At 41.6% G+C, this 15,020-nt stretch carries 9 protein-coding genes; 4 read left to right on the top strand and 5 right to left on the bottom strand.

The annotated features are described in order from the left end of the window. Window positions 1–73 precede the first annotated feature (73 nt). The 3 genes from ACHFIZ_RS06825 (at window position 74) to ACHFIZ_RS06815 (ending at window position 3,825) form a co-directional block, all read left to right on the top strand. Window positions 74–730: an energy transducer TonB gene (locus ACHFIZ_RS06825; RefSeq protein WP_410884158.1), complete on the top strand. Its 657-nt coding sequence runs from the start codon at window positions 74–76 to the stop codon at window positions 728–730. Between the two features lie 17 nt (window positions 731–747). Further along, on the top strand, window positions 748–2,553 hold the full coding sequence (locus tag ACHFIZ_RS06820) for a glycoside hydrolase family 2 protein (RefSeq protein ID WP_410884156.1): 1,806 nt from the start codon (window positions 748–750) through the stop codon (window positions 2,551–2,553). A gap of 99 nt (window positions 2,554–2,652) precedes the next feature. Next, window positions 2,653–3,825, top strand: a complete 1,173-nt coding sequence (locus ACHFIZ_RS06815; protein WP_410884154.1) for a hypothetical protein — start codon at window positions 2,653–2,655, stop codon at window positions 3,823–3,825. 20 nt (window positions 3,826–3,845) lie between these two features. On the opposite strand, the gene ACHFIZ_RS06810 is transcribed toward ACHFIZ_RS06815, so the two are convergent. The 3 genes from ACHFIZ_RS06810 to ACHFIZ_RS06800 all read right to left on the bottom strand — a co-directional run bounded on the left by ACHFIZ_RS06810 (window position 3,846) and on the right by ACHFIZ_RS06800 (window position 7,611). Continuing rightward, complete coding sequence (locus ACHFIZ_RS06810; protein ID WP_410884152.1) at window positions 3,846–4,157, bottom strand: hypothetical protein; 312 nt, start codon at window positions 4,155–4,157, stop codon at window positions 3,846–3,848. A gap of 179 nt (window positions 4,158–4,336) precedes the next feature. After that, entirely contained in the window at window positions 4,337–7,030 is a 2,694-nt protein-coding gene (locus ACHFIZ_RS06805; RefSeq protein ID WP_410884150.1) for a family 78 glycoside hydrolase catalytic domain, read from the bottom strand. A 341-nt stretch (window positions 7,031–7,371) separates the two neighbouring features. Continuing rightward, window positions 7,372–7,611 (bottom strand): hypothetical protein, encoded by a 240-nt coding sequence (locus ACHFIZ_RS06800; protein WP_410884148.1) that lies wholly within the window; start codon window positions 7,609–7,611, stop codon window positions 7,372–7,374. A gap of 354 nt (window positions 7,612–7,965) precedes the next feature. On the opposite strand from ACHFIZ_RS06800, the gene ACHFIZ_RS06795 reads away from it, so the two are divergent. Further along, entirely contained in the window at window positions 7,966–9,069 is a 1,104-nt protein-coding gene (locus ACHFIZ_RS06795; protein ID WP_410884146.1) for a GDSL-type esterase/lipase family protein, read from the top strand. 4 nt (window positions 9,070–9,073) lie between these two features. On the opposite strand, the gene ACHFIZ_RS06790 is transcribed toward ACHFIZ_RS06795, so the two are convergent. Further along, complete coding sequence (locus ACHFIZ_RS06790; protein ID WP_410884144.1) at window positions 9,074–10,258, bottom strand: efflux RND transporter periplasmic adaptor subunit; 1,185 nt, start codon at window positions 10,256–10,258, stop codon at window positions 9,074–9,076. A gap of 10 nt (window positions 10,259–10,268) precedes the next feature. Beyond that, the gene (locus ACHFIZ_RS06785) at window positions 10,269–14,648 is read right to left on the bottom strand and encodes a CusA/CzcA family heavy metal efflux RND transporter (protein WP_410884142.1); all 4,380 of its coding nucleotides are present in this window, start codon (window positions 14,646–14,648) and stop codon (window positions 10,269–10,271) included. Window positions 14,649–15,020 lie beyond the last annotated feature (372 nt).

Here is a 15,020-nt window from a genome sequence, read left to right as displayed (position 1 = left end):
TTCATGAGGGTTATTTTTAAATTGTTTACATGTAAATATAATAGATTTCTTTGCAGAGTGCTATATTAGTACTATGAATTTACGCTTTATCATCTTTCTAGTCACGCTTTTAACTTTCAGTTTACAAAGCTATAGTCAGAAACTAGATACTCTTTTTTACGATGTCAATTGGAAGGAAACATCGAAAGCAAATAGCTCTTTCTATAGAATACTCACTAAGATCGAGGAGGGAAAGTTCTCGGTAACCGATTATTTTAATACAGGCGAGGTTCAAATGACAGGCACCTTGAAATCTATTGCTCCAAATGTTAATGACGGTGAATTTATCTGGTTCTATAAAAATGGGATGACCCAAACAATTACCTCCTACGAAAGCGGTAAAGTTATTACTTCGAAGAGTTGGGATGAAAAAGGAAAGGATATTGTATTAAATGGGATTATTGACATTCAGCCTGAATATCGAGGCGGAATGCAGAACTTCTATCAATATATAGCAAGTCACTTTATTTATCCTAAAGGGCTAAATCCGCGTCCAAAAGGAACGATTAATTTGAGTTTCGTAATAGATAATGACGGAAGCATAAATGATGTTTATGTTGTCAACTCTGTGCATCCAATCTTAGATGCAGAGGCCGTTCGGGTCTTGAAAACAATGCCAAAATGGAAACCGGGGATGCAGAAAGGTAAGGCTGTAAGGGTCAAATATAACATTCCCTTAAGTATGAAATAGAAATCTAAATTGTTAACATGAAAAATCTTTACACGATTGCGTTTTGTTTGTTTTTGTGCTGTATAGCTATAAAAAATTCTTTTGCTCAGGTGCCTAAACTACCAACTAAATGGACAAAAGAAGCAATGGAATCGGTAATCCCATTTCCAGAGTATCCACGCCCACAATTGCAACGCAACGATTGGTTGTGCTTAAATGGAAAATGGGATTACGTTGGCGGTAAGGGGGTTGCTGATGCGTTAAATCCAACACAGCCGATTGCTTTTGAGGGAACAACAGAAAAGATTCTGGTTCCATATTGTCCGGAGTCGGTGATTTCTGGTATTGAAAGGAAACAGGAAATCAACATGTGGTACCGCAGAGCAGTAACCATTCCCGCTTCATGGAATGGCAAGGATGTGATCATTCATTTCGATGCCGTAGATCATGATGCAACCATATTTGTTAACGGACAAAAAGCAGGCACTCATGCTGGGGGCTATGATGCCTTTAGCATTAATATAACTAAGTTTCTTAAATCCGGTAAGAATATGCTAGTTGTCGCTGCGCACGATCTAAATGACGGTCGCACACCATCAGGCAAAAATGGGCCACGTGGCGACTATACCTTTACTTCAGGAATCTGGCAAACAGTGTGGCTGGAGCCCGTTAGCAAAATCTTCATAAAGAATATTCGCATCCTACCCGATCTGGCAAATAATCGCTTAAAAGTCTTTGTGGATGCTGATCAGAGCACCGTAACAGCTTCTGCTCTTGATGGAAAGAGGATCGTTTCACAGGTGCAGGGCGAAAGTGGGAAAGCATTTTATATTCCTATCGTGGAGCCTAAACTATGGTCACCTGATTCTCCTTTCTTGTATGATCTCAAGCTAAGTTTGAAAGATAAATCCGGAAGACTTACTGATGAAGTTCTTAGTTATTTTGGAATGCGGGATGTAAAGCTTGGGAAAGTGGGAGGCGTAGTCAGACCATTGCTAAATGGTAAATTCGAGATGCAGGTGGGATTGTTGGATCAAGGCTATTGGCCAGATGGTATTTTAACCGCCCCGACGGATGAGGCCCTGAAATATGATGTGGAGTTTACTAAGAGAGCGGGATTCAATCTGATCAGAAAGCACATGAAAACCGAGCCAAAACGCTTTTATTATTGGGCTGATAAGTTAGGAATACTCTTATGGCAGGATATGCCAGCCATCTGGTATCAGCATGAAGACACCGCCACAAACAGATCAGTTTTTCGTAAGGAGCTTAAAGCCATTATAGACGACCATTATAATTCCCCCTCGATTATCGCCTGGGTGCCTTTCAATGAAAATTGGGGAGCGTTTGATGTTAGGGAGATTACGGATTGGGTAAAACAGTATGACCCATCAAGACTTGTTAATGGTAACTCTGGCTTCAATAACAATCCGGGTTACCAGAAAGCTTATGGTGATCCTGGGAACGGTGATTTTGTAGATACACATATCTATGTAGGTCCTAATGATGCTTCTGTTCCTGATGGGAAACGAGCAGCATCATTAGGTGAATTTGGAGGAGTTGGTTTGTTTGTAAGGGGACATATGTGGCCAGTTGAAAATAACGCCTATGATTATCAGTCGACCAAAACCGCACTTACAGATAAATACACTTTATTAATGGATCAGGTGGAACAACTTATGAAATATAGAGGGTTAAGTGTTTCCGTTTACACCCAAACCACAGATGTAGAGCATGAGGTTAACGGGTTGCTGACTTATGATCGCCTTTTCGAGAAAATGGATGTAGAAAAGGTTAAAGAAGTTAACCGAGCGGTGATTAATGAGGGAAAAAAAATAAAATGATGTAACAATGCGGCGAAACTCTTTTTTTTAGTCGTTTCATCCCAAACAACTGTTATATTTGATTGCGAATTCCCCACAATTATTCTATCATCATACCATATGGATCAATGCTCACGTGTTAAGCAGGTTGCTATTGCGACGAATCACTTTTTTGAGCAAGAAATCCAACGTTTTTTGCGAACATGGCTCCTCGAACACGGAGATCAAACCCTTCTGCGGTTCGATCAGACGCTGGAAGAGTACTTGGCCAATGATGCTTTAAGGGATTTTTTCCTTAACACACAGCACCCTGTCCAAAAGTTATTAGAAAATTTAAGGGTTGCGGGCCATCTTGCGAGGGACGTTAAAGATGTTTATTTTGATCCAATCAATGGAGATCCACTTTTAGCGCCTTCGGAACAACGAATCTATAACCTTGGCCGCAGAATGGACAGTGAGGAGATGCATGTTCCATTTCGTTCAGTTCAACCGAATAAGCAAACTGAAGCAGGCGATACTGCAGACAAAAACACCTATCCAATCGATTCAGAAGAACTTCGCTACAATAGTGGGAATCATTTTACAAGTATGCCGGCCAATGGAAGTGTTTTTGATGAAAATAGCAGACGTTGCATAGCAAAATCTGAAGGCAATCTCCATGTCTTTTTCAAGCGCGGGTTTCTGGAAGAACGCTTACAGGAGATAAAAGAGATAACTGCTTCCATGCATCAAAGTGGCGTTGTGAAATTACAATTCTTTGTGGTTTGTAGCAGACACTCAATAATGGAAGGGCACTATGGCACTTCTTTGGTGATCATGGATCCAGTTAATCCGGACTTCCCAACCCGAGTCATGGTTTGTGACACTTTGCTCAAAGCATTGCCTCATCATCCGCGTTGGTGGAATCATTTCATCACGGAATATTCCAATGTATTTGGAAATGCAATAGCTGAGATCGTCGAGGATCTTTCTCATCCTTTACAAAAAGTAAATGTGAAAGGTGATGACCCATATCGTCACGATTGGGATTGTCCGTATTACTCAGCCAGTACAGCAGATGCTTTCGCGGAACTGGTAAAATCTGATCCTGAACTTATGATAAGCGGACCGCTACAAGAGATTCATGAAGCCATGAAAGACAAAATGCCTGACTACTACCAGCAGAACGGCGAAATCAAAGAAAGATTTGAAATTCAGACGGTTAATCGCTTAAAACGGTGGAATAGTGGAGGCCAAATGATCAACAACCTCGTAAAGGAGCTTGGAAGCTGTTCGCTTAGGCTTTTTGATTAAATAGTAACGATTGACTAATATTACTCGATGATTTTACCATCGGCTGTGATTTTTAAAGATTTTATTTCTTCTTCTTTCTTCACATCTACTTGGTAGTAACTTGTTTTATCAGCATTCGTTACTAAGAATGCTGCAGTCGGGAGCCAGGCTTTTACTGGTTCGGATGCTAAAGTTGCCTTTACTGAGTCTGGCAAATCTTTAAATGCAACTGGTGTTTTTATAGTGCTATCTTGTCGAACCACATATGCGGTTGGGTTGTTAATTTCGGTTGCTTTTGCTGTTGTTAAACCTGCGATAGCTAAAAATGCTGCTGATAAGATGATCTTTTTCATAACCGTATAATTTAAATGGTTGATATTCTTGTTGATTATGTTTAGGCTATGCTTCATAATTGTGCCGAACCAGTACTTTTTTAGCACAGACCTGAATATCAGTAGATTGGTATAATCGATAAAAAGAAGATAATGTAGCTCATCTCTACATAATGATGAGATGATACCCGTATAAAGTCTTAAAGCATTTCAAATTCATATATCCCAGACTTAAATTCAGCTTGATAAGCATTGCCTTTTTTGTTAACGGCATATGGTTGGCCGCTGTTGTTTATAATCTTCTGCTTACCCTTAGGTAGCACAAATGTGGCGGAGCTGTTCTCAGGAATCTCAATCAGGATTTGGAACTTGCCTGGTTCATTGCGTTTCCATTCAGAGCGGATCTTTCCATATAGGTTGTTATAGGATGATCTGCAATAGGTAAGATCTGCAAGATTCTGCGGTGCTATAATAAAATGTTGCATCCCTGGACTTGAAGGGTCAACCTTGATCCCAGCAATACCAGAGTAAAACCACTTTATCACGCTTCCAAACATTGGATGAGATTTAGAGCCATCACCATTCCATGTTTCCCAAAGTGTACTGTTTTTGCTATCCAACAGATATCCAAAACTTGGAAAGTCTTTCTGGTTCATGATCTTATAGATAATGTCGTGCCTGCCGTTTTGGGCAAGCACTTTTAATAGTAGCGGGGTTCCTAAAATACCCGTATCAAAATGATAGTTTGTTGCTTTCAGGTGTTCCAATAGAGAATTGAAAACTGGATTGTAATTTTTATCTGATGTTAATCCGAAAGCCAGCGCGAATACATCTGCTCCTTGTCGGCCTTCCCAGTAAGATGACTTGGCAGAGTTGTAGTAAGCCCTATTGAAGTCAGCCTTAATCTTTTTACCAACATTGACGAAGGTTTGGCAGTCGTCGGTTTTACCAATCGATTTTGCAACCTTTGCCATTATATCTGTAACATAATAAAAATAGGCAGTATTTACTAAAGTCTCTGGAATTTGAATCTGAGTAGGGGTGCACCAATCACCAAGGCACCAGCCTTTGGGCTCCTCCTTGCTAACCAATCCTTTCTCATCCAAACGTGTTCCCAGATACTCGGCCCATTGTTTCATGCCGATATAATGTTGTTCCAATATGCTGCGGTCACCATAGTAGGAATAGTACAACCAAGGCATAATCACATAAGCTGAGCCCCAAGCAGGACCGCCACCACCACCGCCAAAAGGCGCCGTGTGAGTTACAAAGCCCGTGTTCCTATTTCTTGCATTGTCAATATCCTTTAACCATTTCTGGTAGAATTGAGTCATGTCGAACGAATAAAGTGCACTTTCCATGTTCGTCTGCCCATCTCCTGTATACCCTAATCTTTCGCGATGCGGACAATCGCTGCTTACACTGCCATGGAAGTTTGCTCTTTGCGTGCGTAGATATGCAGCATTAATCTGATTGAAAAAGGGGTTCGAGCATTCAAAACTTCCTTGACTAGCTACCTCAGTGTGAACGTCTTTAACCACCAAGTTCTCTTGATTAAGCGAAATATCTGTAGAAATTACTTCTAGCTTTCTGAAAGCATGCCATGTGAACTTTGGTTCCCAATGCTCCAACGCTCCACCTTTTAATATGTAGGTGTCGTACTGTCCATAATCTTCACCCTCTTCACTGATATACCTTATTTTAAGGCGACTTCCGGCTTTACCTTTTATAGCAATTGATGCCCATCCGGCAACGGTTTCATCTAAATGATACAGGTAAACGGAATCCTTTACTTTGCCTCCAAATGTTGGTTTTAGCGTTCTGGTCACCTTGTCGAACGGTGCCGTTTGTGAATGTAATTTTCCAGAAGGAGCGCGTACTAAAATTGCCGGCTTCCATTGTGAATCTTTATAGCCAGTTTGCGCCCAGTTACCAAATGCTAATCTTGCGTCATACTTTTCTCCAGTAAAAATGCCATCGTGTAGTAATGGTCCACTGCTTGTCTTCCAACTCGCATCCGAACTTATAATCTTAGTACTTCCATCGGTATAAATTAATTCCAGTTGGAAGATTAATTTTGGAACGTCATACCACATGTCACCCTCCACTCTGCGATCCCTTTGATTGTACCATCCGTTTCCAAGCTGAATGCCTATGGCGTTATTTGTCGTGTTCAAATAGCTTTTGACATCAAAGGTGTTGTAAAGAACACGCTGTGTACTCTGGTCGTCGTAAGGGTAAAGAAGGTGTCTCAAAGGTCGCTGGTCATAATTGGCGACCGCTGGGGCCAGCACTTGATCTCCTACTTTCTTGCCGTTTAACTGCAGTTCATAGAAACCTAATCCACTAATGTGCACGGTTGCTTTTCTAACCGCTTTTGTTAGCATAAACTCTTTACGGAAAAATGGAGATGGATAGGTTATGGCTGAATCCGGGTAAGGGTCTTTGAAGGCACCAATCCATTTACCCTTCCAATCGGCAGGCTGCAGTAAGCCCATGGACCATTCATTTACCGGACTCCAGTCGGAACTTTTACCTTGTTCATCCCAAACCTTAACTTTCCAGTATAGTTTAACTCTTGAGTTTAGCGCTTTCCCTTGGTAAACGATGTGCGTAGAGTTACCCGAATTAACTTTGCCACTGCGCCAATAGTCACCTTTGTTTTGTTCTAATAGTGCCGGACTACTGGCAACCAGTATACTGTACGTCTTCTGGTCTATGGCTTTTGCTTTAGATTTGAGTTGCCAGCTCAGTTTGGGCTGCAGGTTTTCGATCGCTATTGGATTAGTCAGATATTCGCAACTCAGGTTTTGAACTTTCAATTTATATTGTTGGGAGAAAGCGAGGTTGATTTGAAGCAGGAGTATGATGCAGGAGACAAGGGGAAATCTCATAAGTATTTTTAGTTTATAGCTTGATTTTGCTGAACAAAATACAACTAAATGTTCTGCTGTGAAAAATTTAACTCTGATAAGGGCTTCTAACTATAAATCCAAAGAATCATATTTTTTGCACCCGTTTTAATCAGGCGATTTATTTCAATTATGGTGAGGTCTGCAATAACCGGGTATCCCTGACTTATGCAAAGTAGGCCTTGAGGATAGGACTTATATTAAGGAACAGGAGAATAAGAATGCAGCAAAGCCACTCTTTTGTAAGAATTGCTATTGATGCTGTCTAGTCTGTGCATCTTGTAATGTGCATGAATACCCCAATTGCTCTAGGCGCGTGCGCCTTATTTGTATTTTCCCAGCGAAGTACAATTGTTATGGATCTTATTACCATAGAAAATTTTAAAAGGAGTACTTCTTTCATCACTGCCATGAGCGCAGAGTCCTTTGATGATGATCTTATTGCTTTTAAAGTCGTACACAATAAACGGTTTTTGCCAGAAGGGAGACTTGTCTCTACCAGTATGCAGAAGGGTATTCATTTTGTTCTCTTTAGCATACCGGAGTGCAGTGGTTGCCCTCATATCAAACTGCATTTCGGCGATTTGGTTGGAGCCTGAGCAAGGCATGTCCTAAACGGAAATAGCGTGTAGAGCAGCAGTGCAATATGGCCGAAGTTCTCCGCTTTCATGGTCTCTATGTTAATACCATATTCCTTTAGAATATCAATCTGTTCCTGGGCTGTGAGATCATAATATGCGGAATGAATCAAATAAAAGTTTGGATTGAAATCTGACCAGCGTAAGCTTAAATATTTTATGGTGCCTTTTTAAATTGTCTTGAACAAATAAGAAGGACTGCGTCTGGTAAAAGATCAGTTTTTTTGTTTACAACAATTTACTGCCTATTATTGCCTGGAATAAATAAAATCCAACCAGATGCGTTTCAAGACCTTTTTGCTATTCTACGCTTTAATTTTCTGCGCTCAGATTAGTAGTGCCGCAAGTAATTCATTGCTCGCAGATACGCTCTATGCGGATAAACTCAAACCCCTTGGGAGAACCCTGATTAATGATCAAAAACAGCTGGAGCTAGTCAGCTCCGCTGCAAGTTTTGAATTTAAGTTTAAAGGGAATAAATGCGAGATTTACTTTTCGCTGAAAGACAAAAAAGCACACAACTATATTCAATACGAGCTGGACGGTAGTTATCAGAAACGTTTGCGTGTTGAAGGTAATTCAAATGGCCCAATCGTGATATCCACTGAATCGTCTGCTGCACATACTGTTAGGGTATTTAAAACTACTGAGGCTCATACGGGCGGTATTTTAGTATTGAAAATAGTTGCCAGTCATGTTAAACCAAACAAGAATGCTAACGCTCCATTAATAGAATTCATTGGCAATAGCATAACTTGCGGTGCTGCGGCAGATCCATCTGAAATACCTTGTGGTACAGGCGAGTATCATGATCAGCACAATGCCTACATGGCCTATGGTCCGAGAGTGGCACGGTCGCTCGGGTTGAACTATTTGTTAAGCAGCGTAAGTGGAATCGGTATTTACAGAACCTGGAATATGGATGGCCCAGCCATGCCTCAAGTTTACGAAAACATTGATTTTAAGCCTGATAATACTCAAATGTGGGACTTCAGCACCTATAAGCCAACTATTGTAAGCATAGCACTTGGAACAAATGACCTCAGCAAAGGTGATGGCAAAACGCCAAGAGCGGCCTTCGATCAAAAGGTATTTATTGAAAGTTATCTTAGCTTCGTCAAGCAAATAAAGTCCAAATATCCAAAAGCAAAAATTGCCTTAATCAGCAGCCCCATGATCAGCGGTGCCTCAGGTAAGGTGCTAGAAGAATGCCTTACCTCAATTAAGAATCAGATCAATCTTTCCTACCCTTCTGATAAACCGGTTCGGACATTCTACTTTACTCCAATTGCAGCCCATGGCTGTGGTGGTCATCCCAGTGTAGAAGATCACCTAATTCTTGCGCAACAACTTAAGCCCTTTTATGAATCAATGTTGAAATAGCCGTTTAATGTGCATGTCCTTCTCCTTCTTCCGCATTTTTAACTTTGCTTAAAAGGTCGTATGCCCCTTTAATAACAATGTTGCGATCCCTATCAGCTATCGAAACCTGGCTGTAACCATTTTCTGTGATACCCGTTTGAACTTCCATCATTTGAAATTCATACAGTCTTTTCTTTGCTTTATCTCCTTCAGATAACTGAATAAAAACGTATTTCTTGCCTTCAAATTCAACAATAGCTTGCTCGGGCAGTGCCGTCACCTTATTAGAGCCGCTTTCCACATAAGCTTTGAGATACATCCCTGGAATAAGCTGCCTGTCTTCTTTATCCAGGTGGCAATGGATCTGCACCGTGCGCTCTTTGCTAATTTCCCTTCCAATTAGAAATACGGTGGCTAGTCTTTCAGTTTCCTCATTCGCAAGTGTAAACTTTACCTTCTGTCCTATCTTCAATTTAGGAACATCTTTCTCAAACACTGTCAGTTCTGCATGAAGGTGCTCAGTATCCGCAATTTTGAAAAGCATATCCTTTGTACTGGCAAAGGCTCCTGTATTGGTATTGACTTGGGTCACATAACCTGTTATCGGCGCGTAGAGGTTGAAAGTCTTTGAGATTCTTCCATTCTCCAGTGCGGAGAAGTTGATATTTAAAAGGGAAAGCCGTGTTCGCTGACCCAGCAGTCTTGCACTTACACTATTGTACTCGCTCCTGGCTTTCTGAACAGCCTTTTTTGAATTCACATTCTCTACAGACAATTCTTCTTGCCTCGATAACTCTTGCTTTAAAAAGTCTAGCTGACTCTTGTAATCCAGAAAGTCTTGCTGCATCTGAATAAATTCCGGATTTTGAATAGTAGCCACAACCGTTCCCTTTTTAACCCGCATTCCCTGCAGCATTTCCGTACTCTTTACGATACCTTCCAGAGGAGTAGAAATAGATACTAAGTTTTTTGGTGGGAGGTCAAGAAGACCATTTACTTTAATTGTGCCACTTAATGTCCTTGTCTCCAGCGCTCCAAGTTTAATCCCAGCTACCTCGTATTGCTCAGGTGTAAGAGAAACATGGTCAGTTTCTTCATGCTGCTGCTTTTCTTCATGAACCTCTGTTTCTTGTTTCTTTTGTGGACTTCCGCAAGAGAGTAGGAAGAGGGCAAAAAGTAATCCAGCAAAATTATTATATTTTAATTTCATGTTGTCTGATTTATAGGGTTGTAGGATAGCCGTTTAAAAACTCAATTCTGTTAATACTTTGGTAAAGCTCAAGCAGTGCGAATATGTGGCTTTCCTTGATCGCATTCACCTGCTTAAGATTTAATAGATGTTCTGAATAACCAATTTCCCCGTTCTGGTAAGCAAGTCTGCTGTTCTTCAAAATCAACACCGCATTCACAAGTGCCGAGTTGACGAAGTAGGTGTACCTGTCTTTACTTTTTAAATAATTTTGAATGGCTTGTTGGTATTGGCTTGTGAAATTACGTTGTTGTACATTCAGGTCATTTTTGGCGATTGACGTACCTATGGACGCAGCTTTAGCTTTTGCAGAATAGGCGCCAAAAAATACCGGAATAGTCAGCCCAATCTGAACGCTTTGAAATCGCTTATTCCTGCCATAGAAAACTTCGTTCCCGTTTACGTTTTGGAAACCTGTTAATGATTGGTTAAAGTAACTGACATTGAGATCAGGAAGTGCTTTTGCTGTTTCTACTTTCCGCTTACCATCGGCTACCACAATCAGCTGACGTAAGTAAGAGAGGGTCGGATTAGTTCCGGTTGCCGTGCTGTCCATTAAAGAAGATAGATTTGGTGATTCTATTAGAAACTGCGCTGAGATGTCTACCTTTTTATCATTTCCTAAAAGCGCCGCAAACTGACTGCCGTAAATTTTAAGGTCTGAACTATTTTGTTTTAGTAAACTCTGTATATCCTGCAGTTGAGTTTCTGCGGCAACTTTTTCTAATAAGGTTGCTTCTCCCGTTTTATACCTCAAAGCAGCAGATTTTAGAAACCCCTGATAAATGCTGTCTTGCTGGGTTAGTAGTTTCGCTTTTGAGTGGAGATATTGCAGGTTGAAATAAACTGATTTGACTTGAGAGATTAACTCGTTTTTGGTAGCTGCCATCATCAGCTTGCTCGCTTTGATGTTTTCAGTACCCAAAGATTCATTGGCAGCAAATAGCGTGGGAAATGGAATCTTCTGAGAAATACTGAAGTTGTTGTCGTTATTGACTATGCTATTGTATTGTCCATAAAGAACCGAGACATCTGTCTTTGGCATTTCAAAGGCAGTTTGTTTAAGCTGCTGTTGCAGCTCAACGCTCAGCTTGGCGCCATTGATGTTTGGATTATTTTCAAGGGCTAAATTGATCGCCTGTTCCAGGGTTACTTTATTAGTCTGGGCTGTTGCGCCCATTCCAGCAAAGCCAAAAAGTATTGTAAAGGCCATGATTACAATCGTATTAGACGTTTTGGGTTTACCCAGCTTCTCCACCCAGATATAAAGGATTGGCAGTACGAGTAAGGTAAGTAATGTTGCAGATAGTAATCCTCCAATAACAACTGTCGCTAATGGGCGCTGCACTTCTGCGCCGCTTCCTGCTGATAAAGCCATTGGAAGAAATCCCAGAGAAGCCACTAAAGCTGTCAAGATAACTGGGCGTAGTCTAACAGAGGTTCCCCTGCGTATAATTTCTAAAATATCTGTCATTCCTTCTTTTTTTAACCTGTTAAATTCACTGATCAGTACGATGCCATTTAATACTGCAACGCCAAACAATGCAATGAAGCCGATGCCAGCCGATATACTGAAAGGCATGCCTCTGATCCAAAGGGCGAGAACACCACCCAAGGCAGATAGGGGTATCGCTGTGAATATCAGCAAGGCATGTTTTAAGGAGTTAAATGTCAAATAGAGTAGCAGCAGAATTAATAGCAAGGCAAGCGGTACCGCAATTGCCAGTCGCTCATTTGCAGCTCTGAGGTTCTCAAACGTACCGCCATAAGTAGGGTAGTAGCCGGGGTCAAATTTGACTTCGTCATTGATCTTTCGCTGAATTTCCTTCACAATACTTTCCACATCCCTGCCTCTGGTGTTAAAGCCAATAGTGATCCTTCTTTTAGCGTCGTCGCGCTGGATTTGATTGGGGCCTTCTGTGTAAGCGATGTCTGCAAGTTGCGCTAAGGGAACCTGAGCTCCATTAGACCCAGTTACAAACAAGTTTTTAACGTCTTCAATTGATTGACGATTTTCCTTTTTCAACCTGACTACCATTTCAAACCGCTTTTCACCTTCAAAAACAAGCCCGGCAACTTCACCGGCAAACCCGCTACGGAGTGCAGTATTTACATCTTCTATGTTCAGTCCGAACTGCGCAATCTTGTCCCTGTGGAATTTCACAATCACCTGGGGTAAGCCAGAAACCTGTTCTACATAAACATCTTCAGCCCCCTTGATTTTATTTGCAATTGCACCTATTTTCGAGGCGTAGCCGGCAAGTTTACCGAAATCTTCACCATAAACTTTGATCACCACGTCTTGCCTGGCGCCGGTCATAAGCTCGTTAAAACGCATCTGAATTGGCTGTTGGAATCCAAACGTAACTCCCGGAATGTATTGTTCGAGCTTAGCTTGCATTTTGTTTGCTAGTTCCTCTCGTGTGCCGGCGGTTGTCCATTCATCTTTGTCCTTCAATATGATGATAAGATCGCAGGCCTCAACCGGCATAGGGTCTGTAGGGATTTCCGCTGAGCCAATCTTTCCAATAACTTCCTTTACCTCAGGGAAGTTGGCCTTCAATACCTTCGCCGCTCTCGTAGCTGCCTCTATCGTTTGAGAAAGACTGCTTCCAGTCAGCACGCGAGTCTCTACTGCAAAATCACCTTCTTCCAGCGTGGGTATAAACTCCGAACCCAATTGCTGAAAAATAAATAGACAAATTACAAACAGAACTACAGAAATGCTTACTACTAAAACACGTGCCCGTAATGCGAAATTGAGCATCGGCGTATAACCTCTTTGGAACCAGTCCATAATGCGGTCTGAGATGTTGCGCTTGGTGCTGATCTGTTTGTTGAGAAATAGCGCGCTCATCATCGGTACATAGGTTAGCGATAATATGAAGGCACCAAGGATAGCAAACGCAACTGTTTGTGCCATTGGTCTGAACATTTTACCCTCAATTCCTACAAGCGCTAGTATTGGTAAGTATACGATTAGGATGATGATTTCTCCAAAAGCTGCGCTGTTTCGTATTTTGGAAGCAGATTTGTAGATCTCAAGATCCATTTCCTGTTGAGTTAGCCTATTTTTATTGTTTCTCATTCCCAGGTGATGCAAAGAAGCTTCCACAATGATGACTGCCCCGTCTACTATCAAACCGAAATCAATAGCCCCCAGACTCATCAAATTGCCGCTTACCCCAAACAGGTTCATCAGACAAACGGCAAAGAGCATGGCAAGGGGAATCACAGAGGCTACAATTAGTCCTGCGCGAAGATTTCCTAGCAGTAGAACAAGCACGAAAATAACAATGAGTGCTCCCTCAGCCAGATTTCTCGTGACGGTTGAAATCGAGCTGTTCACTAATTTAGTCCTGTCCAGAAAGGGTTCTATGACTACACCTTCGGGCAGGGTTTTGGAGATTTGCTCCATCTTAGCTTTTACATTGGCAATGACCTTAGAGGAATTCGCACCTTTCAACATCATGACTACTGCCCCCACTACTTCTCCCTCATCATTCCTAGTCATGGCGCCATATCTGGTAGCTGCCCCGATTCTCACCTCAGAAACATCTCTAATTAGAACGGGAATGCCATTTTGATTGCTGCGTACCACAATATTCTCTATGTCCTCCATACTGCCAATAAGCCCTTGGCTTCTGATAAAATAGGCATTGGGTTTTTTGTCGATATAGGATCCCCCGGTATTCTGATTGTTTTTCTCCAATGCATTAAAAATCTCAGAAATGGAAATATTCATACTCCTCAACTTATCAGGATCTATGGATACCTCGTACTGTTTCAGGTAGCCGCCGAAACTGCTGACATCAGCAATTCCCTCTACACCTAAAAGCTGTCGCCTCACTATCCAGTCTTGGATCGTTCTAAGCGACGTTGCATAAAACTTCTTTTCATAGCCTTTTTTGGTGTGGATAATGTATTGGTAAATCTCCCCAAGTCCTGTGGTCAAGGGAGCAATCTCCGGAACACCCATGCCCTTTGGTACGTTCCTTTCTACTTCTTTAAGGCGCTCATTCACCTGCTGCCTCGCCCAGTATATTTCAATGTTTTCTTTGAATACAATGGTGACTACGGAAAGCCCGAACCGGCTGAAGGAACGTATTTCTTCAACGCCGGGAATTGTCGCCATCGTTTGTTCCACAGGGTAAGTGACAAAGCGCTCTATATCCTCGGCCCCATTGCTTGGGGAACTGGTAATGATTTGAACCTGATTATTCGTGATGTCTGGTAGCGCGTCAATTGGGAGTTGTCTCAAAGAGTAAATTCCCCACGCAATCAGCGCCAGCATCATAATTCCTATCAGCAGTTTCTGCTTGATAGAGAACTCAATGATTTTATTTAACATGAGTTTTAAATGTAAGTAGTAGAAAATAGAAATCGGGTATGCAAGCTCTTAAGTGCATGCTCTTATGATGAAAAGAATCTTTTAAAGTGCTAGAGTAGCTTGGGGGGCTGCCAGATGGCTGCAGGTTGTTTTGTAATTGCTGAAGGTTTCAGCAAGGAATAGAAAGTCGGCAGCATGGCTTCAGTAACTACTGCTGTGTACTCCAAAGGCAAGCTTTTACCAACCGAACAGCATGCACAACTGCAGAATGGTGGACACAATTCTTGCCCACAGTTATCAGATGTGCTATCCACTTGATCCTGACAGGGCATCAGCATAAGTGCTATCATATACAAATTGAATAGCATAAATGTAAATCTCATCTCTTACAAA

Source organism: Pedobacter sp. JCM 36344 (assembly GCF_046546555.1).
Taxonomy (GTDB): domain Bacteria; phylum Bacteroidota; class Bacteroidia; order Sphingobacteriales; family Sphingobacteriaceae; genus Pedobacter.
Note: the sequence above shows the minus strand (reverse complement) of the source record. Positions and strands in the feature narration are given on the sequence as shown.